Annotated in this window: 19 protein-coding genes and 1 pseudogene; 2 read left to right on the plus strand and 18 right to left on the minus strand. The window is 59.9% G+C overall.

The genetic code is table 11. The annotated features are described in order from the left end of the window. Positions 1 to 84: 84 nt before the first annotated feature. From phnD to phnF, 12 genes are all read right to left on the minus strand, one after another. Positions 85 to 1,011 carry a phosphonate ABC transporter substrate-binding protein gene (phnD, locus tag ACLHDD_RS08415; RefSeq protein WP_427103737.1) on the minus strand — a complete coding sequence of 309 codons (927 nt, stop codon included), beginning with the start codon at positions 1,009 to 1,011 and terminating at the stop codon, positions 85 to 87. Between the two features lie 26 nt (positions 1,012 to 1,037). Continuing rightward, a complete protein-coding gene (phnC, locus tag ACLHDD_RS08420; protein ID WP_427103738.1) occupies positions 1,038 to 1,865 on the minus strand; it encodes a phosphonate ABC transporter ATP-binding protein in 828 nt (275 codons plus the stop codon). Between the two features lie 79 nt (positions 1,866 to 1,944). After that, positions 1,945 to 2,715 (minus strand): phosphonate metabolism protein PhnP, encoded by a 771-nt coding sequence (gene phnP / locus ACLHDD_RS08425; RefSeq protein ID WP_427105189.1) that lies wholly within the window; start codon positions 2,713 to 2,715, stop codon positions 1,945 to 1,947. 53 nt (positions 2,716 to 2,768) lie between these two features. Next, positions 2,769 to 3,305 carry a ribose 1,5-bisphosphokinase gene (gene phnN / locus ACLHDD_RS08430; RefSeq protein WP_427103739.1) on the minus strand — a complete coding sequence of 179 codons (537 nt, stop codon included), beginning with the start codon at positions 3,303 to 3,305 and terminating at the stop codon, positions 2,769 to 2,771. Beyond that, positions 3,305 to 4,441: an alpha-D-ribose 1-methylphosphonate 5-triphosphate diphosphatase gene (gene phnM / locus ACLHDD_RS08435; protein WP_427103740.1), complete on the minus strand. Its 1,137-nt coding sequence runs from the start codon at positions 4,439 to 4,441 to the stop codon at positions 3,305 to 3,307. The genes phnN and phnM overlap by 1 nt, the downstream gene beginning before the upstream one ends. Continuing rightward, on the minus strand, positions 4,438 to 5,151 hold the full coding sequence (gene phnL / locus ACLHDD_RS08440; protein WP_427103741.1) for a phosphonate C-P lyase system protein PhnL: 714 nt from the start codon (positions 5,149 to 5,151) through the stop codon (positions 4,438 to 4,440). Before phnL ends, phnM begins: the two co-directional genes overlap by 4 nt. Continuing rightward, entirely contained in the window at positions 5,152 to 5,913 is a 762-nt protein-coding gene (gene phnK, locus ACLHDD_RS08445) for a phosphonate C-P lyase system protein PhnK (protein WP_427103742.1), read from the minus strand. Beyond that, entirely contained in the window at positions 5,903 to 6,751 is an 849-nt protein-coding gene (locus ACLHDD_RS08450; protein ID WP_427103743.1) for an alpha-D-ribose 1-methylphosphonate 5-phosphate C-P-lyase PhnJ, read from the minus strand. Before ACLHDD_RS08450 ends, phnK begins: the two co-directional genes overlap by 11 nt. Then, the gene (locus ACLHDD_RS08455) at positions 6,744 to 7,820 is read right to left on the minus strand and encodes a carbon-phosphorus lyase complex subunit PhnI (protein WP_427103744.1); all 1,077 of its coding nucleotides are present in this window, start codon (positions 7,818 to 7,820) and stop codon (positions 6,744 to 6,746) included. Before ACLHDD_RS08455 ends, ACLHDD_RS08450 begins: the two co-directional genes overlap by 8 nt. Beyond that, on the minus strand, positions 7,820 to 8,395 hold the full coding sequence (gene phnH, locus ACLHDD_RS08460; protein ID WP_427103745.1) for a phosphonate C-P lyase system protein PhnH: 576 nt from the start codon (positions 8,393 to 8,395) through the stop codon (positions 7,820 to 7,822). The genes ACLHDD_RS08455 and phnH overlap by 1 nt, the downstream gene beginning before the upstream one ends. Then, on the minus strand, positions 8,395 to 8,841 hold the full coding sequence (gene phnG / locus ACLHDD_RS08465) for a phosphonate C-P lyase system protein PhnG (protein ID WP_427103746.1): 447 nt from the start codon (positions 8,839 to 8,841) through the stop codon (positions 8,395 to 8,397). The genes phnH and phnG overlap by 1 nt, the downstream gene beginning before the upstream one ends. After that, positions 8,841 to 9,554 (minus strand): phosphonate metabolism transcriptional regulator PhnF, encoded by a 714-nt coding sequence (gene phnF / locus ACLHDD_RS08470; protein ID WP_111141388.1) that lies wholly within the window; start codon positions 9,552 to 9,554, stop codon positions 8,841 to 8,843. The genes phnG and phnF overlap by 1 nt, the downstream gene beginning before the upstream one ends. Before the next feature lie 502 nt (positions 9,555 to 10,056). Here phnF and ACLHDD_RS08475 point away from each other — a divergent pair. After that, the gene (locus ACLHDD_RS08475) at positions 10,057 to 10,869 is read left to right on the plus strand and encodes a hypothetical protein (protein WP_427103747.1); all 813 of its coding nucleotides are present in this window, start codon (positions 10,057 to 10,059) and stop codon (positions 10,867 to 10,869) included. Positions 10,870 to 10,947: 78 nt separating this feature from the next. On the opposite strand, the gene ACLHDD_RS08480 is transcribed toward ACLHDD_RS08475, so the two are convergent. The 3 genes from ACLHDD_RS08480 to ACLHDD_RS08490 all read right to left on the minus strand — a co-directional run bounded on the left by ACLHDD_RS08480 (position 10,948) and on the right by ACLHDD_RS08490 (position 14,328). Further along, entirely contained in the window at positions 10,948 to 11,757 is an 810-nt protein-coding gene (locus ACLHDD_RS08480; RefSeq protein WP_427103748.1) for a Brp/Blh family beta-carotene 15,15'-dioxygenase, read from the minus strand. Next, positions 11,754 to 12,467, minus strand: coding sequence for a bacteriorhodopsin (locus ACLHDD_RS08485; RefSeq protein ID WP_427103749.1), 714 nt, complete (start codon positions 12,465 to 12,467; stop codon positions 11,754 to 11,756). The genes ACLHDD_RS08480 and ACLHDD_RS08485 overlap by 4 nt, the downstream gene beginning before the upstream one ends. A 769-nt stretch (positions 12,468 to 13,236) precedes the next feature. Then, entirely contained in the window at positions 13,237 to 14,328 is a 1,092-nt protein-coding gene (locus ACLHDD_RS08490; protein WP_427103750.1) for a mechanosensitive ion channel family protein, read from the minus strand. A gap of 398 nt (positions 14,329 to 14,726) precedes the next feature. On the opposite strand from ACLHDD_RS08490, the gene ACLHDD_RS08495 reads away from it, so the two are divergent. Further along, positions 14,727 to 16,904 (plus strand): putative bifunctional diguanylate cyclase/phosphodiesterase, encoded by a 2,178-nt coding sequence (locus ACLHDD_RS08495; RefSeq protein WP_427103751.1) that lies wholly within the window; start codon positions 14,727 to 14,729, stop codon positions 16,902 to 16,904. An 89-nt stretch (positions 16,905 to 16,993) separates the two neighbouring features. On the opposite strand, the pseudogene biuH reads toward ACLHDD_RS08495, so the two are convergent. The 3 genes and pseudogenes from biuH to ACLHDD_RS08510 all read right to left on the minus strand — a co-directional run bounded on the left by biuH (position 16,994) and on the right by ACLHDD_RS08510 (position 20,409). Continuing rightward, a pseudogene (gene biuH / locus ACLHDD_RS08500) lies at positions 16,994 to 17,679 on the minus strand (biuret amidohydrolase). Continuing rightward, positions 17,672 to 18,976 carry a purine-cytosine permease family protein gene (locus ACLHDD_RS08505; RefSeq protein WP_427103752.1) on the minus strand — a complete coding sequence of 435 codons (1,305 nt, stop codon included), beginning with the start codon at positions 18,974 to 18,976 and terminating at the stop codon, positions 17,672 to 17,674. Before ACLHDD_RS08505 ends, biuH begins: the two are co-directional and overlap by 8 nt. Continuing rightward, positions 18,973 to 20,409, minus strand: a complete 1,437-nt coding sequence (locus ACLHDD_RS08510) for an amidase (RefSeq protein ID WP_427103753.1) — start codon at positions 20,407 to 20,409, stop codon at positions 18,973 to 18,975. Before ACLHDD_RS08510 ends, ACLHDD_RS08505 begins: the two co-directional genes overlap by 4 nt. Between the last annotated feature and the right edge of the window lie 152 nt (positions 20,410 to 20,561).

Here is a 20,561-nt window from a genome sequence, read left to right on the forward strand (position 1 = left end):
GGTTCTCCGGCACAAAAACAGCGGGATCACGCGCCGACGGCCGCATCCCGCTTTTCCCGCCTGTGCGGGGAAGATAAGTCAGTGTCAGCCGCGGCTGCCTTTCATCAGGTCGCGCTTCATGTCGATAATGTTCTGATAGTCGGCGACCGTCGCCTCACCGATATGCTGTTGACCGCCCACCGCTTTCACGAAGCAGGCGTGATCCTCTTTATCCAGCTTTTTAATCGCCGACACCACTTTCGCTTTGAAGTCAGCGGGCAGCCTGTTGCTGACCAGCACCGGACCGTTGGGGATCAGCGGAGACTGCCAGATAATGCGGATTTGCTTCATCAGATCCGGGTGGTCCATCCGGATCAGACGGCCAAACGCGCCGGAGGTGTAGCCGCTGTTGTAGTCACCGACCATTGAGGTCCAGGTGACCGCGCCATCAAACTGGTTGTTCAGCACGCCCAGAATGTCCTGCTCGTGACCGCCGGAGAAAGTGACGCTGGAGAAGGTATTGTTATATTTGTCATCCACCGAACCGCCGAACATCTTCTTAAACGCCTGGTTCGGCATCAGGAAGCCGGAGGTCGAGTCGGGATCGGCCATCCCAAACGATTTGCCCTTGAGATCGTCGATCGTTTTGTAGGGGCTGTCCGCCTTTACGATCACCACTGAGTGGTAGCCGCGCGACTGATCTTTGTCGTCAACCACGATGCCGACCACATCCACCGCTGTCGGATCCTGAATGTAGACAGACGCAAACGAGGCGGGCGACATGCTCAGCACCATATCGATCTTGCCGCCCAGCAGGCCCTGAATCACACCCGAATAGTCAGAGGCGTTGCGCATCTGAGTATCGACACCCAGCTCTTTATCAAAGAAGGTCTTCACACACTGATTGTCGCCAATCTGCTGCGTGGCATTCTGGCCACCCAGAATGCCCAGGTTAAGCTGTTTTGGCGCATCCGCTGCGCTGACACCAAATGCCATGACGGAAGTCAGGAGTGCTAAAGAAGTCAGTTTCATTCGACGTGGTTCTCTTACAGTGAACGTTAATGGATTTGGTTGAGTTCATCACCGTACAGCTGGTGTAGCAGGCTGTCGGTCAGTCGGGAGGGATGACCATCAAACAGCACGACGCCGCGCTGAATGCCAATCACCCGGGTACAGTAGCTTTTCACCAGCTCAATGGAGTGCAGATTGACCATCACGCTGATGCCCTGCTGGCTGACCTGACGCAGCACATCCATGATGCGTTTGGTATTTTTCGGGTCCAGCGACGCCACCGGTTCGTCGGCCAGCAGGATCCTGGGGTTCTGCATCAGCGCACGGCAGATCGCCACGCGCTGCATCTGCCCGCCGGAGAGATTCTCGGCGCGCTGCAGCGCCTGCGGCAGCATGTTCATCCACTGCAGCAGTTCGATGGCGTGCGCCCGGTCGCGGTCAGAGAAAATCTTAAAGAAGGATTTCAGCGTGCCGGTCTGGCTCAGCCGTCCCAGCAGCACGTTGGTCAGCACGTCGAGGCGCGGCACCAGACAGAAATCCTGAAAGATCATGCCGCACTGACTGCGCCATTCGCGCATCTGGCGACTGTTGAGCGTCACCACGTTGCGCTCCGCCTCCCCCTGCGCACTGATAATCGCGCCGGACGTGGCGTCGATGGTGCCGTTGAGCATGTGCAGCAGGGTCGACTTACCGGCACCTGAACGGCCGATGACCCCGACCAGCTCCCCGGCATGCAGGTCGAAACTGACCTGATCCAGCACCGTCGTGTCGCCCCAGGCTTTACTCAGTTTCTGCACCGACAACACTTTTTTTCCACTCAGGCTGGCTGGCGGCAGATCGTTATCGACCACCGTTTTCAAGAGGGCCTGTGCCATGCTGTTCTCCGTCATCGCTGATTACGTTCTGCGGCTTATTAAGGCGTGGCGCGATGAACGCGGGATGACAGCCAGATGATCAAACGGTGACAGGCCACGCAATATCGCTCCGCAGCACCTGTCCATCGCGGGCAGGCTGCACGCCGTCCGGTAACGCATTTTCCGCCAGCCAGTTATCCATCTCATGACTGAGGTGCGTCAGCCAGGTCTGGCGCGGCCGGAGCAGCGCCACGATCGCCAGCGCCTGCGTGACATCATTGTGGTTACGCGGCGTGGCACCGGGCGGGTCGTTGCAGTCAATCACCAGCTGGTCCAGCGCCTGACCACGCAGGAAGTCCGCAGTGTCGGGCGGCAGGCCGCAGGTGTCGCACAGCCAGGCAATGCGGATGTCATGCCATGCCAGCAGATAGCCGTGCGTCAGCCGGGAGTGCTGCAGTGGCAGCGGCGTGACCTGCAGCTCCCCGAAGGCGTGCGCCACGAACGGCGTCAGGGCGGGCCGGAAATCGAGCAGGCCGGGGTGCCTGTAGAGATCGTCACAGCCACGCGGGTCGGGCGGCCCCCAGACCGGGATCGGATCGCCCTGCCCCCAGCGCAGCGCAAACAGTCCCTGAACATGATCCATGTGGTAGTGCGTCAGCAGAATGCGCGACAGGGTGCCGGGCGGAAAACGGGACGCCAGCAGCGGCAGCCCGGCATCCAGCAGGATCCGCTCGCGGCCATACGCAATCAGCGCGCTGCAGGGCGCGCGCGCAAAACGCGGGTCATGCGTGGCCCGCTGGCAGGCGCGGCAGCCGCAGCCCGGCAGCGGTGCCGCCGTCACCCCGCCAGTGCCCAGAAAAGTGAGTGTCAGAGCAGCTGACGTGCGGTGGTCAGCACCAAAACCGATGCCGGATTGCGTCTGCGTCATGGATGCGCCTCCAGAAGCTGACGCAGCTGCCGGACGGTCTCCGCCAGGGCGCCATCGTTGTTCAGGATCAGACAGCCGTCGGGCTGCGGCTGCGCCGCGCGGGCCAGCCGCCGGGCAATCTCCGCGTCATCTTCCCGTCCGCGCTGGCGCAGCCGCGCCGCCAGCACCGCGGGCGAGACCTGCAGGCAGACCGGCAGCAGCTGCGCGCCGAAGCGGGCCTGCGCCTGCGCCAGATGCAGCCGGGAGCCGTTCGCCACCACACTCTGTCCGCGTGCCAGCCACTGCTCCGCCTCACAGCCGATACCATAACGGAAGCCGTGCGCCTGCCAGCTCACCGCGAACAGCCCCAGTGCGGCGCGATGGGCAAACTCCGCTTCGCTCAGCGCCACGTGGTTTTCACCGCCCGCATCGGCGGCGCGGGTGATGTAGCGGTGGGCAATCAGCAGCCGGGGCGGCGGTGACGCACGCAGCGCATCCAGCAGGCTATCCTTGCCCGATCCGGAGGGCCCGATCAGCCAGATGAGCCGTGCCATCAGTACACCTGCCGGCCTTTGCTCCAGACGTGCCGCACATGCGGATAGCCGTGGGCGGTATGGGCCAGCACCAGATCGGCGCGGCAGCCTTCGGCGATGACCCCGCGATCGAACAGCCCCAACGCGCGGGCCGGATTGCAGGTGACCAGCGCGATGGCCTGCGCCATGCCCAGGCTATTGCGCTCATCAGCCGCCAGCCGGAACGCGGCATCCAGCAGGCTGGCCGGGTAATAGTCGGAGGAGAGAATATTCAGCAGGCCGTGTGACGCCAGTTCCCAGGCGGCGACGTTGCCGGAGTGCGAGCCGCCGCGCACGATGTTGGGCGCGCCCATCAGCACCTGCATGTTGCGGTAGCGCGAGGCGCGCGCCGCCTCCAGCGTGGTCGGGAACTCGGCGATGCGGCTGCCCGCCGCGTGCGACTCTTCAACGTGTGCGGCGGTGGCATCGTCGTGGCTGGCGATGGCGATGCCATGTTCCCGGCAGAGCCCGGCTATCGTCTCGCGATTGGGCTGCGACCACGCCGCGGCCAGGGTGAGCTGGTCATGTTCGAACTGATGCATCTCCGCATCATTGAGCTGATATTTGCCCTGATAATATTCGCGATATTTGGTCAGCGAGGCGAACTGCCGCTGGCCCGGTGAATGATCCATCAGCGACACCAGCGCCAGCTCCGGGGTGCCCATCAGCGCCTCAAACAGCGACGCCGTGGTGGGATGCGGCAGTTCACAGCGCAGATGCAGCAGATGCTCGGCCCGGTTCAGCCCTTTACGGTTGCTGTCGCGGATGGCGTCGATCATTTTGCTGAGGTTATCCAGCCGGTGTCCGCCGTCGCGCACATCGCCGACGCCAATCGCGTCCAGCACGGTGGTGATGCCGCTGGAAACCATCAGCGCATCGTGACTGCTCATCGCCGAATGCGCGGGCCAGTCCACTTTGGGTCGCGGCGTGAAGAATTTGTCGAGATTATCGGTGTGCAGCTCCACCAGTCCCGGCAGCAGCCAGGCCCCTTCGCCATCCAGCGCACCCGGCTGCTGGCTGCTGGTTTCGCTGAAGCTGCTGATGCGCTCATCGCGGAACTCCAGCGAGCCGCTCACCACTTCGTTTTCCAGCACCAGTCTGACGTTATTAATGATCATGCCTGCGCTCCTGTTTCGAGCGGCTGCATCAGGTGCAGCCGGTCGGCGACCCGCTCGCGCACCGCCCGATCGTGGAAGATACCGACGATGGCGGTACCCCGGGCGCGCGCCTGTTCAATGAGTCCGACCACCGCGCCGCTGTTCACACTGTCGAGTGAGGCGGTCGGCTCATCCAGCAGCAGCACCGGATAGTCGGCAATAAAACCGCGCGCGATGTTCACCCGCTGCTGCTCGCCGCCGGAGAAGGTGGACGGCGCCAGTGACCAGAGGCGCTGCGGAACGTTAAGGCGGCTCAGCAGTTCAGCGGCCCGCGCCTCGCAGAGGGCGCGCTCAACGCCGCGCTCCAGCAGCGGCTGCATCACGATCTCCAGCGTCGGCACCCGTGGAATCACCCGCAGAAACTGGCTGACCCAGCCCAGCGTGTCGCGCCGCAGCGCCATAATCTGCCGCGCCGGGGCCTGCGCCATGTCGATCCACGTCCCCTGATGGGCGATTCGGATATGGCCGCTGTCGGGCTGATAGTTGCCATACAGCGCCCGCAGCAACGTGGATTTGCCGCTGCCGGAGTGGCCGTGCAGCACCACGCATTCGCCCTCGTTCACCGTCAGGCTGGCATTGTGCAGTACCGGCAGCGCCGCGCCGTTCTGGTTATGCAGCACAAAGGTCTTGCAGAGATTTTCAACCCGCAGGCGGGCAGGATTCGTCATCATTTAATTGAGCACCGAAGAGACCAGCAGTTGAGTGTAGGGATGATGAGGATCGTCCAGCACGCGGTCGGTCAGACCGCTCTCCACCACCCGCCCCTGTTTCATCACCAGCAGACGATGCGCCAGCAGTCGCGCCACGCCGAGATCGTGGGTGACGATAATCACCGACAGATTCAGCTCGCGCACCAGCGTGCGCAGCAGGTCCAGCAGGCGCGCCTGTACGGAAACATCCAGCCCGCCGGTCGGCTCATCCATAAACATCAACTGCGGCTGCGTCACCAGGTTGCGGGCGATCTGCAGACGTTGCTGCATCCCGCCGGAAAAGGTGGTGGGCAGATCGTCAATGCGACTGGCATCGATCTCCACCGCCTGCAGCCAGCGGCTCGCCTCGGCGCGGATGTCGCCATAGTGACGCTGCCCGATCGCCATCAGCCGTTCGCCGATATTGCCGCCTGCGCTGACCTGCGAACGCAGCCCCGCCATCGGATGCTGATGCACCACGCCCCACTCTGTGCGCAGCAGGCGACGGCGCTCGCTCTCGCTCATCTGCCAGAGATCGCCGCCCCGATAGAGAATGGTGCCCTGCTGGGGCGCCAGACGCGCCGACAGGCTCTGCAGCAGCGTGGTTTTACCAGAGCCGGACTCGCCGACAATCCCCAGCACTTCGCCGGGATAAAGATCGAAACTGACCTGCTCAAACCCTTTGCCCGGCGCATAGAGATGGGTGAGCTGACTGACCGCAAGCAGCGGCTGTTCACTGTGCATGGTGCTGTTCCTGCTGCTGATGGCAAAAATCGGTGTCGGAGCAGACAAACATCCGTGTGCCCTGGTCATCCATCACCACCTCATCCAGATAGCTATGGCGCGAGCCGCACAGCGCGCAGGGTTCATCCCACTGCTGAACCGTAAAGGGGTGATCATCGAAGTCGAGACTCTCCACGCGGGTATAAGGCGGCAACGCGTAGATGCGTTTCTCACGCCCGGCACCAAACAGCTGCAGCGCGGGCATCATGTGCATTTTCGGGTTATCGAATTTGGGGATTGGCGAAGGGTCCATCACGTAGCGGCCGTTGACCCGGACCGGGTAGGCGTAGGTGGTGGCGATATGGCCATAGCGGGCGATATCTTCGTACAGCTTCACCTGCATGATGCCGTACTCTTCCAGCGCGTGCAGGGTGCGGGTCTCCGTTTCGCGCGGTTCGATAAAACGCAATGGCTCCGGAATCGGCACCTGAAAGATCAGGATCTGATCCTCTTCCAGCGGCGTTTCCGGGATGCGGTGCCGGGTCTGGATCAGGGTCGCATCGGCGGTGCGCTCGGTGGTGGCCGCATTGCTCACCCGCTGAAAAAACTGGCGGATTGACACCGCATTGGTGGTGTCATCCGCGCCCTGATCGATCACCTTGAGCACATCCTGATCGCCAATCACGCTGGCGGTGATCTGGATGCCGCCGGTGCCCCAGCCATAGGGCATCGGCATCTCGCGTCCGGCGAACGGCACCTGATAGCCGGGGATCGCCACCGCTTTCAGGATGGCGCGGCGGATAGTGCGTTTGGTCTGCTCGTCGAGATAGCCGTTGTTATAGCCGGTGAGTTCAGCCATGGTTGCGCTCCTGATAATCGTGTTGCAGCTGCCTGAGTAACGCCAGCTCGGCCTGAAAATCGACGTAGTGCGGCAGCTTGAGATGTGAGACAAAGCCCGCGGCTTCGACGTTGTCGGCGTGCGACAGCACAAACTCCTCATCCTGCGCCGGGCTGGTGATGCGCTCCTGCTGTTCGCGGCTCTGCAGCGCCCGATCCACCAGCGCCATCGCCATCGCCTTGCGTTCGGCGCGGCCAAAGACCAGACCGTAACCGCGGGTGAAGTGTGGTGCCACCGCCTCGCTGTGGGCCACGCCGTTGACCATCTCACACTCCGTCAATAGCAGTTCGCCAATCTCCAGCTCAAAGCCCAGCTCTTCGGGACAGAGGCTGACGCTGAGATAGCCAGTGCGGATCTCACCGGCAAACGGATGGGTGCGGCCATACCCGCGCTGGGTCGAGTAGCCCAGCGCCAGCAGAAAGCCTTCGTCGCCGCGCACCAGCTGCTGCAGCCGTGCGGCGCGCGAGGCGGGAAAATGCAGCGGCTCGCGGGTGATATCGGCAGGCTCGCTGCCGTCATCCACCTCTTCTGCGGCCAGCCCTTCACTGCTCATCATGCTGAATATATGCGGGCACGCCTCGGGCGTCTGGCGATCGTCGCGCGGCGCGACCGGTGTCTCGCCGTTGGCCAGCAGCGTAAAGTCGAGCAGGCGGTGGCTGTAGTCACAGGTCGGCCCCAGTACCTGGCCGCCCGGCAAGTCTTTATAGACGGCGGAGATGCGGCGTTCGATGCGCATCGCGTCGGTCGCCAGCGGCATGCTTTCCGCCAGCCGGGGCAGCGTGGTGCGATAAGCGCGCAGCAGGAAGATCGCCTCAACCAGATCGCCGCTGGCCTGCCTGATCGCCAGCGCCGCCAGTTCCGGATCGTAAATGCCGCCTTCGGTCATCACCCGATCGACTGCCAGCCCGAGCTGCTGCGCCACCTGGTCACAGCTGAGTTCGGCTATACGCCGATCGCCCCGCCGCAGATCGGCCTGCAGCTGATGAGCATGGGCTATCGCTTTCTCACCCCCTTTGACCGCGACATACATCAGCACACCTCCACAACAGTCGTGCGCGGCACGGCCATCATCGCTTCGCCACAGGTGAAGATCAGATCCACGCCCTGCGGGAACGGATGCGGCCGGGCGCGCAGGTATTCCAGCACACTCTCCGGCAGCTGCGGCGCAATGGCGCGGGTTTCCCGCAGGCCCGGCCCGGAGAGGCGCAGCGTTAAACCGCCATTCAGCGACGGCACGTCGATAATCAGCGTGGTGCTTTTTTCCGGTGAGAGAGTGTCGCCGGCCGCGAACTGCGCCGGATCGGGCTGCGCCGCCGCATGGCTCAGGGCAAACGGGGCATCCTGCCCGCTGCTGACCCGCGCGCCGGTATGAAAACGCAGGTTGCTGCGCAGCTGCTCGCTGTCGATTTTTGCATCCAGCCAGATCGGGCTCTCCTGATCGACCAGCGTCAGCAGTAGCGCCGTGGCGGCGGGCGACAATGCCCCCCAGCCCTGCTGCAGGGGCAGCGACACCATGATGCCCGGTTCGCTCATCGCTTTCAGAATGCGGCGAAACGCGCGCTGTGCATCCGCCACCGGATGGTTAAAACTTGCCAGTAAAGTCATCAGTTATCTCCGCGAACCAGCGTAAAGAAATCCACTTTGCTGCTGGCGATTTCTCGGGCGCGCAGCTGACGCTGCTCATCACGCCACGCCGCCAGCGGGGTAATAATCTTCTCTTCCAGCAATGGCCGGGTTTCCGGCTGCTGCAGTAGCGCATCCAGCAGGGCGCAGCGCTCAGCGTGGGCTTTGTCCCGCCCCAGCAGATAGCTGTAACCCAGGGTGCCATCCTGCAGCTGCACCACCGCGCGCGTCACCGTGGCATCGCCCATGACAAAGCGGTTGCCGGTCGCGCCCATCCGCGCCTGAAGCCGCGTCAGCCCGATCTCCGCCGGACGGACCAGCGTGAAGACGGGCTGGAGATTAAGCGCCTGCCAGTGGGTTTCCAGCATGGCGGCGTTGCTGTGGGCCAGTACCGACAGCCAGCGCTGGCGATCCGTTTGCTGTTCCATTAGTGCTCCAGGGTCAGTTCGATCATGTCACCGCGCGTCAGGCTGACGGAGTATTCCGCCAGCGCGCCATCGCAGGTTTTGTTCAGGGTGCGTACGCAGAGCAGCGGCGCATGCAGGGCGATATCGAGCTGGCGACACTCTTTAGCCTGCGCGCGGCGGGTGCTAATACGCGTCTGGGTGCGCACCAGCTGTTTGCCGGTGTGCTCCACCAGAAAGTCGTGCAGCGACCCGCTATTAAAGTGCTGAAGCTGCGGCCACCAGCTGAGATCGGCCAGGAAGTGGTTGATCAGGCAGAGCGGCACACCGTTGGCGCGGCGCAGGGTGCGCAGATGAATGACGTTGTCGCCCTCTTTCACGCCCAGCGCACTGGCGACATCGTTGCTGGCCGGACGCAGCACCGCCAGCAGCCGTTCACTGGTCGGGTGGCTGCCCTGCTCCAGCAGGTTCTGGCTGAAGCGCGCCTGCGCATGCAGCGGATAGTCATAGGGCCGCATCAGTACCAGGATACCGACGCCATGGCGACGCTGAAGCAGACCTTTTTGCACCAGCTCATCCACCGCCCGGCGCAGCGTATGGCGATTGACCGCGTAGTGGTCGGCGAGCTGTTGCTCCGAAGGCAGATAGTCACCGCAGCGATAACGCTCTTTCAGTGCCTGCTCCAGTTGGGCGGCAACGGCCTGATAGACAGTGGTCGGATGTCTGGATAACTCCATCACGATGAAATCCTCACGGGTTGCAGAGTGGGAACGCAGTGATACGGCGCTGCGGGATGGGGGTAGCTTGCGGGGATCAGATGACAGAACCGTGACGGCGCGGTGAAGGAGTGGTGAACCTGATACCAGGGTTATACGGCAAATACCTGAAAGCGGCCCCGGAGAAATGATGTGCAGCGTGCTGCAGCCGCCCTCCGGCGCGACACCCTGAAGCCACCAGCCGCATCTGAACATCAGCAGAATTAATCCGGGCAGTTGGCTTTTCCGTTTAGTCAAAGAGAGGGGTGAACGTGCAGGCATCTGCAGCACAACATCGCCTTTCTTTTTATATATCAAAATCAATAAATTAACCGGGCGCAGCTTCAGTCAGGGCGCTTTTCCCGGTGCGCCTGTTTTTTGACTGCCGTTACAGAATGGCAATCCGTCCGGCGGAAAACATAAAGTTGATTAACGAATGACCGATATAGTGAGCAGGCTTATTTGACACAACATGGAGAGAGTAATGATTAGCTTATCTGAGAACAGCCCGGCAGGCCTGGACCTGTTCAGCAAACAGGCGAGTCTGCCCAAAACGATTTCGCTGACCAAAGAGCAGGTCAGCAGACTGATCGACCCGGCCCCTTCCGCCCTGCCGCAGCTCAGTCAGGCGGCCCGGGATAAGAATCTGAATGAAGTGATTCAGCTTCGTAACGGGATAATTAATAAGAGCGGCCCGGCAACAAATGGCATTACCAACGCTATCGATGCCGGGTTTTCCGCCTTACAGTCCGACGCTACGCTCTCTAAAACCGCTATGGCCGGACTGATTTCAGATGCGCTGCAATCTTACAGCGGTTCAGGTAACTCCACGACGCTGTCCATGGATCTTGCCGTCACCAAAGGCATGCTGAATAAGCTGGTTGAACGCTTTGTCCCCCAGGAAAAACAGGCCGACAGCTACCGTGAAGTGGCGAAGTTTGTCGAAGATAAGGTCAGGACGCAGGATACGCTGCTGCACGATCTCACTCAGCAGTCACTGGACATTGCCCGGCAGTATGGCGACAGTGCAGGCGTCAACGCGTTTCAGCAGCAGCTGGATCTTCTGAGCCGTGGCGCGCATGACACACAGAAAGAACGCGATGCCCTGTTCAGTATCACGGATACAACAGGCAGCAGCGCCGGATGGCTGACCGGATTCCGGCAGGTGATCAACCAGAGCAGCGACAGCGATTTCTTTAAACGCATCAGCGTCGACCATATCGCACAACTGGAATCGCGCATCGCGCAGTTCGTCCATAAAGCTGAACACGCTGACGCAGGCTTTACGCTGCGTTAATTCCGCCAGCTCTGCGCGCATTTCATTCTGTGTCTGGCGTGGGTGATGGCGATGTGCTTATCGCCTGCGCAACGTAGTTTATATCGGCTGCCGCGGTTCAAACCAGGGCGTAATAAGCATGTGCGGAATTGCCAGCGCAGCCAGCGCAGCAAAGAGCGACTGGGTACCCGCCCTGTCGGCGGGATGCATCATCACGGCGGTTGCCGCCGCCAGCAGAATCGCTACGGTGAGTATTGGCCATGTGGTGTACAGGTAGCTGTTGTAACTGCGACAGCCAAGCTGGTCACGCCGTAACCGGGTCTGCGGCAGCGCATGCAGAATTAAAAATCCCATGGAAAAACCAACAAACGGCGGCAACAGCAGCAGCGCCAGCATGCCCGTCATTAGTGAAATGTCGTGACGAAGTATGCCAGTCACAATCAGCCCCGCCGCACATATCCCGCCCGTCAGCGCAATGCCTGCGGCGACAGAATCGGGTATGGCCGTCGTCAGGCCGGCCTGATACAGAATGGTGCTGAACGCATTCAGATGCAGCGTGGCAGGTATCGTAATCATGCCAATCCCCCGCGCCAGACGCTCGATGAGATGCCCGCGAGGGGCATCTTCAAGGGCAAAATGTATCGCGGAGGCCAGCAAAAAACCGGGCAGTGCCAGGGCTGAATTATCATGCCACCAGAACAGGCAGAGCACGATAACCAGCCCATAGGCCATGAGAAATGGCAGCCGGCGTTCGCGCCTGACGACTTCAAGATCGCTGGCACCATGTGCCATCCCGATAAAGCCAATTGCCATCACCGCAAAGCCCAGCTGAACAGACAGGGGGCTCAGCGAGGCAACAAAAGCAGCCCCCCAGAGTCCTGCCCATCCGCCCTGCTTTAGCCGGGTCATGCGCTTGCTTTACCCTCATAGCGGCTCTGTGAAAGCGCATTGTTGAGATTGGCGGCTGCATAGAAGGCATAGAAGACCTTAGCGATGACATCCAGAATCAAAAACGTCCAGACAGAGGTCTGGTCGGTAATAATCCGGAGACCTTCCGGCCCCACCAGAAAAACAACTGGATAGATGAACCAGACCACGGTCAGCAGCGCCACGTCTTTGTTGTAAGCCGCCGCCATAGCACGTCCCCGCGCGGCGGCAATCCTACGCAGCGGTCCCCAGAGCAGGTAAACCACCCCCAGAAATGCGGCACAGGACCAGAAATACCAGACCCATTTCGCAATACTGTTTTCAGCCAGCGATGAGATCAGACCGGTGATGATCATCATGACATCCAGCACGATAATGGCCGTCAGAAAGCCGCCTGCCTCACCCGGCTTGCCTTCGTCATGGAAGGCCAGCATCACCAGCCCGGCCAGCAGAATCGGTGTGGTAACAGACCAGTCAGCATAGCGTGCCAGATAGACGGTGACGCCATTGTCCAGCATAAGATTGCCGAATCCCATGGCCATCGCGAGATAGGCCGTCGCCGCGATAAACGGCACGGAAGCGTGCATCAGCGTGTGGTGACGGGAAGGAAACTGTTTGCCGCCTGTGGCGTAGATAACCAGTGACGCAATAGCCATGATCGAAAACCCGATCATAAATGCGGTTTGATCCATTTTTCTCTCTCCTGAACTGAGACGCCGGAAAACGTTCGCAGCGCTGCCATAAATAGCGGTAAAATCCCATGTATATTCATTACGTGAATATGCGTAAAGTATATGGCGTGATTCGCGTTCTGCTTATTGCAGGCACAGAGAGATTTAATTTTCAAAAAAACTGCTCAAATTCTCCCCTTTTTAAGGCTACAGTTTCTCCTTTACATAAGCTGACAATGTAATAATCTGTTTCTGCAGATTTCATTCTGACCGCCTTTTAAGCGCGTAAAACCCTCTGAAAAAATTATTAAATCATTATTTATCAATAGTTTAATAATTTATTTTCCGGGATAGATATATATCAGGAACGGATCTACTAATTGCAAAACCAATATTTTTCGCTGGAAAAATCGCAGCAAACGTCTATGAAATAAAAAATATTTATGTGCCAGCCAGGCAATATCCTGTCGGCCCGGAACTTATTTCTGAAAATTCAGATGTCGACCGCGGCGCAGAATGCGGAAGGTCAGTCTGGCATATCGGTATTCGTTGTATTCATTCAGATGCTGACGTGCGGCGATAGAGAGAGGATTAAAATCGAAAGCGACTGACGTTAATGCGAACAGGCGTATTTCCTGACAGACGCTGCCGCTCCGCGCGGATGCCATTGTGCCCGACGGCGTTGCACATGCTGGCATCATGTTAAAACAGTTACCGACGAAAAAGAGCGACCGCCCGTTCAGTCAGATTGCCTGATTGTCTGGCCGGCTGCTCAGTTTTCTGACATACGTCACTCTGTGTGCGCTTGCGTCCGCTTCTCACTTTCGCTGTCCGTCAGTGATGCCCTGACCAGCGGCAGGCTTTGCGGGTAATTCTGCTGAATGAATTCGATCATCTTTTCCCGGACGTAGCAGCGCAAATCGAAAGCGATGGGTGAGTTCTGCGCAGTCATCAGCATCCTGATAGTCATGGTCTTCTCGGTGGTATCAGTCACCTGCAACACCTGGGTTTCTCCGTCCCAGAGACGCGTTTCGCTCAGGACTTTTTCAAAATGCCGTCGCAGCGGCTCCAGCGGCATCGAATAGTCGACGTAGAGAAATACCGAGCCTAAGATCTGAGCGTTATTGCGCGTCCAGTTCTGGAACGGGTTTTCAGTAAAGTAGGTGATGGGCAGCACCAGACGGCGCAGATCCCAGATTCGCACCACCACATAGGTCAGATTGATCTCCTCTATCCAGCCCCACTCTTTTTCCACCACCACGGCATCATCGATCTTAATCGGCTGAGTAAAGGCGATCTGAATACCGGCAAACAGATTGACCAGCGACTTTTGCAGCGCAAAACCAATAATAATCCCGGCCACACCGGCACCGGCCAGGATAGTGGTGCCGAATTTCCGGACGCCGGGAAAGCTCAGCAGGATCAGTGAAACGCAGAAGAGAACCAGGATGACAATCACCACTTTTTTGACATAGATAATCTGCGTGCGGATTTTGCGCGCCCGCAGGTTATTGGAGATATTGATGTCATAGCGGATATAGAGCATATCCTGCGCCACATTGGTCAGCCGGATCAGGACCGAGCAGAAGGACATAATGATAAAGACATTGATGATGTTGGTGATTAAATCCAGTGAATCGGGATGGAAGTTGATGTAGTTAATCCCGACATTGATCATCAGAAGCGGAATGAAGAAAAACATGGAACCGCTGAGATGTTTCTCAAGCGATTTAAACAGTTTTCTGTCACGACTCTGCCAGTAACGAATAAACCCGAGCAGGATCAGGCGGACCAGAAAACCCAGTACAAAGGAGAGCGAGACGAGTAATACAACAGGCACCCATGAGGGGAAACCAGATAACTCACCGAATAACAATGGCATTATTTTCCCTTTCAGTCAGCTGACAGCGCCAGGCTGGCAGGCAAGTGATAGATACAGTAACCGTTGTCTTCACGGTTATCCGTTCGTCAAATTATCAGCGCACTCAAGTATGAACCATAGTCGCGAAGTTCACAGGGAACGCGGGCACTGACATGTGCCCGCCCTCTATCCTGCTCATCTCACAGGGGGTCAGCCTCTGTGACTGTCGAACCGGCTCACTTCATTAAATTAACTGATAAAAAAGGCCGGTTCTGTCGCCGCACTGCTCAGACTGGCAGCACATAAGGGTGAGCGGAAACCCTCTGTTTCACCGCCTGTTAAATCAGGAGCAGCATGGACGATCGGCTGACATCTGCTAATTTTTAAGCTGTTTCCCTGTTGCAGAGAAGAATAACAATATGATTAGCACGCTTAAACTTTCCTCGGATTTCCGGCGCAGTTTTCTGCGCGAAGTGTTAGTCCCGCTGGTGGCGATTTTGCTGCTGACGTTTACCGGTGCAGGCGCTGCGCTGTATGCCGGCACATCGCTGACCAATAGCGAAGCGCGGCATCAGCAGCAACGGATGATTGAAGCCTCTTTTTCACAAAGCCTGAATGAGCATCTGCGCCAGTTGCACAGCCTGTCACGCTGGGCACCGTTGCAGCAGCATCTGGCGGCAAGCCACAGTGACAGATGGCTGGATGAGAATATTGGCGAGTGGCTTTATGAAATGTTCGGGCATCAGCTGATCATGGTGCTGGATCCGCAAAATGCCATTGTCCGCGTCTGGCGTGAAGGTCAGCCGGTTGCCGATCCGGATCGCGATCCGCTGATTGGTGAACTCCTGCATCACCCGCTGGTCAGCAACCCGGGCCGCCAGAATGATGCCGATTATGCCCGCGTGAACCGGCATGCTGCGGCACTGGCCGTCGGGGCTGTCCGGCAGGAAAATGATACCCTGCCAGGCTTCCGGCTGGTGAGCCTGAAATTTCTGGATGAAGGTTATCTGGCCAGCCTGGCAGAACGTAATCAGCTTCGGGGGCTGCACTTTTCTGATGGATCGCCACAGCCTGACGCCAGCGCCCGTTATCTGCTGATTGCTCAGGCGGGCGACCCGGTAGGCTATCTTAACTGGATCCCCATCCGTCCCGGCGCGGACATGCTGCGAACCATCGGCCCCTCTACCGGGCTGGCGGTGCTGGCTATTACCCTGCTCTGCCTCTATATGGTGCGACGGCTCTGGCACTCTTCGGTAAATCTTTCTCAGTCGATGCTCAGGCTCGGCGCTTCGGAGGCTCAGGCGCAGCATCTGGCGTTTCATGACGTGCTCACAGGCTTGCCTAACCGTGCGCTGGTTGAGGATCGTCTGACCCAGGCGCTGGCACTGGCGACACGTCACGATCAGCGGGTGGCGCTGTTGCTCATCGATCTTGACCGATTCAAAACCATCAATGACACACACGGTCATCATGCCGGGGATGAGCTGATTATCGCGGTGGCACAGCGTCTGAGCCGTCTGGTGCGCACCAGCGATACGGTCGGACGCCTGGGTGGCGATGAATTTATTGTGGTGATGCCGGAGGTTGAAAACATTGGCCAGGTGCAGAGTCTGGCGCAGCGCATCATCGACGAACTGGGCCAGCCCTTTACCCTGTTCGGCAATGATGTCTGGAGCGGTGCCAGTATCGGACTGGCGCTGGCCCCCAAAGATGGCATCGATCGTGTGGAGCTGATGCGAAAGGCGGATATCGCGCTCTATGAAGCGAAAAGCGGCGGCCGGGGCAAATACCGTCAGTTTGAACGGGCAATGGATGAGTCGGTACGCACCCGCCAGGCTATCGCCGCCGACCTGCGCATCGCACTTCAACAGCGTCAGGGGCTGGCTGTATGGTATCAGCCGCTGATGGACATCAGCGGTCAACAGATGGTGGGCGTTGAAGCGCTGCTGCGCTGGCACCATCCGACCCGTGGCCCGATTGCGCCCGGTGAGTTTATCGCGATTGCCGAAGAGACGGGCCTGATTATTCCGCTGGGCGAATGGGTGCTGGCCGAAGCGTGCGCAACGCAGCAACGTTACCCCGGGCTGCTCGTGGCAGTCAACGTTTCACCCGTTCAGTTCCGCTCGGCCGGCTTCGTTGAGCGGATGATGGCTATCGTCAGCGAGCAGGGCGGCGATCCGGCGCGCCTGGAGCTGGAGATTACCGAAGGGGTACTTATTGAGGATGAGCGCGAGGCACGCGCCACTATCGTGGCATTGCGTGAAGCGGGCTTCCGGATTGCACTGGATGACTTCGGCACCGGCTACTCCAGCCTCAACTATCTCAGCACTTTTCCGGTGGATAAAATCAAAATCGACCGCTCGTTCACCCAGTCGCTGGGCGTGGCCGAAAATTCAATGGCGATTGTGGAGTCGGTGGTGAAGCTGGGGCACGCTATGGGGCTGATGGTGACGGCGGAAGGTGTCGAAACGCCGGATCAGATGTCTGCGCTGGCAAATGCGGGCTGTAATCAACTGCAGGGCTATCTGTTCAGTCAGGCCGTGCCCGCCGATCGGCTTGCGACACTGATAGACGCCTCATCCGCACAGCAAACGTGACCGCGAAAGGCAGCCTGAGCGCTATAACGCGCGCAGGCCATCGGGCGCTGCCTGAAGCCGGTCAGGCAGCGCCGCTTTGCGTATCGACGCTAACCCTCTCCCCCCAGGCTGTCCAGCAGCGCAGCGGAAGGAGCAACGGCACCAAAGATCCCCCCTGCATGTGGATCATACTCAGCGCCGCCTCATGATGACGCCGCTCGGTCGCCGCACAGCAGTCGGAAAGGACCAGACACTCGAAGCCGCGATCGTTGGCTTCGCGCAGCGTCGTGTGGACACAGACATCGGTCGTGATCCCGGTGAGGATCAGATTTCGGATGCCACGGCTGCGGAGGATCAGCTCCAGATCGGTAGCATAGAACGATCCTTTCCCCGGCTTATCGATCACCACTTCATCCGGTAAGGGTGCCAGCTCCGGAATAATTTTCCAGCCCGGTTCGCCGCGCACCAGAATGCGGCCACAGGGCCCGCTGTCCCCGATACCGGCGTTCATGCGACGCGAACGCCAGCGTTTGTTGGCGGGCAAATCGCTGAGATCGGGTCGGTGCCCCTCACGGGTGTGGATAACCGGAAACTGCCGGGCACGCATCGCCGCCAGCACCTGCTGCAGCGGAGCAATGGGCGCACGGGTCAGGCTTACGTCATAGCCCATACTGTCGACATAGCCGCCCACGCCGCAGAAGTCTGTCTGCATGTCGATCACAATCAGCGCCGTATCGGCCGGGGTGAAACTGCCGTCAAACGGCCAGCTGTAGGGGGTGGAATTAACACTAAACATTACGCTTCTCCATAACGGGGCGCGGCAGGCGCATTCGGCTGATCAGCCTGTAGCTCACTGCGGCAGTGACCAGACCGATCACCGCTTCACCGAACTGTGGAAAGGCGAGATGGGCAATCACCGCGCAGAGGCTGCCAATGGCCCAGGCTGCGAAGGCGTCACCCCGGAAACGCTGCGCCGGACGCTGTTCGCTGATGCGCGCCATAAAAATTAAATCCACAATCATCACCGCACCAAACGGCGGCACCACAATACCCAGCAGGCTCAGCCACTCCAGAAAATAGGACCAGACCCCCGCCAGCGCCAGCACGCCGCCGATGGCGCCGAGGATCAGCGTCCAGAGCCGCATTTTGCTGCTGAACAGGTGGCTGAAGCCCACCGCGCCGTTATAGAGGCAATGCGTGCAGACCGATCCAAGATTGATAAAGACAAACAGACAGGCTACGACTGACAGGAAAGCGCCGTGCCCCATCAGCATCGGCAGAAAATTTCCGCCGTTAGTCAGCGGATCGACAGCGGCCCCTGCGGCGACAATCACGACGCCGAACAGGTAGGAGATCACGTTCGCAACCGGAAAGGCGGAGAAAGCGGCAATCACGGCCGAGCGGCCACTCTTTGACCAGCGGGTAAAGTCGGCAGTCATGGTGCCTGAGTCGGCAAAGCCCGCCACCACCATGGTGACGGCGGTGCCCATACTCATGGCGCCGGCGGCGCTGGCGCTGCCTTTCCACTGAGTTACGACGGAGAAGTCATGCTGTTTGCTAATCAGCCACAGCGCCACCACGCCCAGCACCACAAACAATGGCGCCGCGATCATGCCCAGCACCGACAGCGCCCGTACCCCCAGAAAGGTGATGCCGGTATAAAGGATCATCGCAAATGCCGTCACCGCCAGCGCATTCCAGCCAAAGGTCTGGTTGATGACCGTACCGGTCAGCCCGGTCTGGAAGGCATACCAGCCAATCACTACCGTCGAAAGAAAGCCGGAAACCAGAATATAGCCTTTACTGCCGAAGGTGCGTCGCGCCTGCAGGGCAAAGTTCATGCCGCTGTTACCGGCGTACCAGCTCAGCGCACCGACATAGGCAAACAGCACCAGATTGCCCAGCAGGATGGCGGCCAACGCGGGCCAGAAGCCCAGATGCCAGGTGATGATGCCGCCAAACAGCGCATTGGTGAGGATCATCGGAAAGCCGAACCAGACTGCCGAAACGGAACGGGTGGAGTGACGATGCGACAGCGGCACCGGCTGATGTTCAAACTCCTGCTCCAGCGCAGGTGAAGATGAGGTTTTCATTGGGCGATCCCGGGTTGAAGGTGATTCCACGGCTGAATGCGCTCGAAAGCGGCGCTGGCAGCCAGCACTAAGGCATCATCAAGATGACGCCCGACAATCTGCAGCCCTACGGGCAGGCCGCTGGCGGTAAAACCGGCGGGGAGTGACGCGGCGGGCTGGCCGGTAAAGTTGAACGGGTAGCAGAAGGAGAGCCAGTGGTCGCTGCGGACCATACGGCCATCGATGATCTCCGGCCCCTGCATCCCCAGCGGAAACGGCGGCACCGCCAGCGTCGGGGTAATCAACAGGTCAAAGCGCTGCATAAAGCGCCACAGGCTGTTGCTGACCGCTTTTCGGGTGGCGATGGCATCGGTAAAGTTTTCCGCCCGCCAGTCGTGCTGCAGCATCGCCACCAGATGCGGCGACATCGCGCTGCCCTGCTCCGCCATCATCTGACGCATCCCGGTAAGATCGCTCTCCATCGCCACCAGCGCGCCAAAGGCGGCGGCCGGATCGCTGAAGCCAGGATCGGCCAGCTCCAGCTCGGCATCGATTTCAGCCGCAAAACGCTGCACCGCCGCGCTGACCACCGCCCGCACCTCCGGGTCCACGGCCACATAGCCAAAATCCGCGCTGAAAGCGATGCGCAACGGGCCTGGCAACTGCTGTGTCGCACCCAGCCAGTCCACGTCGCTGCAGGGAATAGAGTGACGATCGCGCATGTCCGGCCCGGCCATCAGAGAGAGCATCAGGGCCGCATCGCGAACGCTGCGGGTCATCGGCCCGATATGCTCCAGCGACTCCCATCCCGACACCCCGGGATAACGTTCATCACGACAGCCAGGCCACAGGGGCACCCGCCCCATTGAGGCTTTAAAGCCAAAAATGCCGCAGTGCGCCGCCGGAATGCGGACCGAGCCGCCGCCATCGCTGCCCAGAGCAATCGGACAGAGTCGCGCGGCTACCGCCGCACCGGAGCCCGCACTGGAACCACCGGGCGTCATGGTGAGATCCCAGGGATTTCGCGGCGAAGGGAACAGCGGATTGTGCCCGACGCCGCTGTAACCAAATTCCGGTGCGGTGGTTTTACCCAGCAGGATTGCATCGGCGGCCAGCAGCCGTTCCACCGTAATGTCGTCATCTTCCGGCACGAAATCCCGATAGGCCGCCGAGCCGGAGGTGGTTCTGACATTTGCCGTGCAGATCAGATCCTTGACCGCCAGCGGAACGCCTGCCAGCGCCCCCAGCGTTTCCCCGCGTGCGCGTCGGGCATCGACTGCGCGGGCCTGAGCCATCGCCAGGTCGGGGGTGGGCGTACAGAACGCCTGTATCGCCGGTTCCCGTTCCGCCATCCGCGCCAGTGCCGCCCCGGTCAGCTCACAGGCCGAGACTTCCCCGCTGCGGATGAGTGCGGCCATCGTGGTCGCATCGTCGTCTAATAAGGTGTCAAACATGGATTACCTCGCCAGAAATGTCCCTGTCAGCGAGTGCATTAAGCGTGCCAGTTAGCGAATGATCACTGCTCCTGTAAGCGGGATGCCAGATGGAATACGGCCTGGGATACAAGATCAAATTCTTATGTTGTCAGCAGCGGACAGCTGTTTAT

The sequence above is a fragment of the Pantoea sp. NSTU24 genome (assembly GCF_050157905.1).
Taxonomy (GTDB): Bacteria; Pseudomonadota; Gammaproteobacteria; order Enterobacterales; family Enterobacteriaceae; genus Pantoea.

Coding starts and splice junctions, on each gene's coding strand:
- phnD (WP_427103737.1), bottom strand. CDS start 1,011: ATGAAACTGACTTCTTTAGCACTCCTGACTTCCGTCATGGCATTTGGT.
- phnC (WP_427103738.1), bottom strand. CDS start 1,865: ATGGCACAGGCCCTCTTGAAAACGGTGGTCGATAACGATCTGCCGCCA.
- phnN (WP_427103739.1), bottom strand. CDS start 3,305: ATGGCACGGCTCATCTGGCTGATCGGGCCCTCCGGATCGGGCAAGGAT.
- phnM (WP_427103740.1), bottom strand. CDS start 4,441: ATGATCATTAATAACGTCAGACTGGTGCTGGAAAACGAAGTGGTGAGC.
- phnL (WP_427103741.1), bottom strand. CDS start 5,151: ATGATGACGAATCCTGCCCGCCTGCGGGTTGAAAATCTCTGCAAGACC.
- phnK (WP_427103742.1), bottom strand. CDS start 5,913: ATGCACAGTGAACAGCCGCTGCTTGCGGTCAGTCAGCTCACCCATCTC.
- ACLHDD_RS08450 (WP_427103743.1), bottom strand. CDS start 6,751: ATGGCTGAACTCACCGGCTATAACAACGGCTATCTCGACGAGCAGACC.
- ACLHDD_RS08455 (WP_427103744.1), bottom strand. CDS start 7,820: ATGTATGTCGCGGTCAAAGGGGGTGAGAAAGCGATAGCCCATGCTCAT.
- phnH (WP_427103745.1), bottom strand. CDS start 8,395: ATGACTTTACTGGCAAGTTTTAACCATCCGGTGGCGGATGCACAGCGC.
- phnG (WP_427103746.1), bottom strand. CDS start 8,841: ATGGAACAGCAAACGGATCGCCAGCGCTGGCTGTCGGTACTGGCCCAC.
- phnF (WP_111141388.1), bottom strand. CDS start 9,554: ATGGAGTTATCCAGACATCCGACCACTGTCTATCAGGCCGTTGCCGCC.
- ACLHDD_RS08475 (WP_427103747.1), top strand. CDS start 10,057: ATGATTAGCTTATCTGAGAACAGCCCGGCAGGCCTGGACCTGTTCAGC.
- ACLHDD_RS08480 (WP_427103748.1), bottom strand. CDS start 11,757: ATGACCCGGCTAAAGCAGGGCGGATGGGCAGGACTCTGGGGGGCTGCT.
- ACLHDD_RS08485 (WP_427103749.1), bottom strand. CDS start 12,467: ATGGATCAAACCGCATTTATGATCGGGTTTTCGATCATGGCTATTGCG.
- ACLHDD_RS08490 (WP_427103750.1), bottom strand. CDS start 14,328: ATGCCATTGTTATTCGGTGAGTTATCTGGTTTCCCCTCATGGGTGCCT.
- ACLHDD_RS08495 (WP_427103751.1), top strand. CDS start 14,727: ATGATTAGCACGCTTAAACTTTCCTCGGATTTCCGGCGCAGTTTTCTG.
- ACLHDD_RS08505 (WP_427103752.1), bottom strand. CDS start 18,976: ATGAAAACCTCATCTTCACCTGCGCTGGAGCAGGAGTTTGAACATCAG.
- ACLHDD_RS08510 (WP_427103753.1), bottom strand. CDS start 20,409: ATGTTTGACACCTTATTAGACGACGATGCGACCACGATGGCCGCACTC.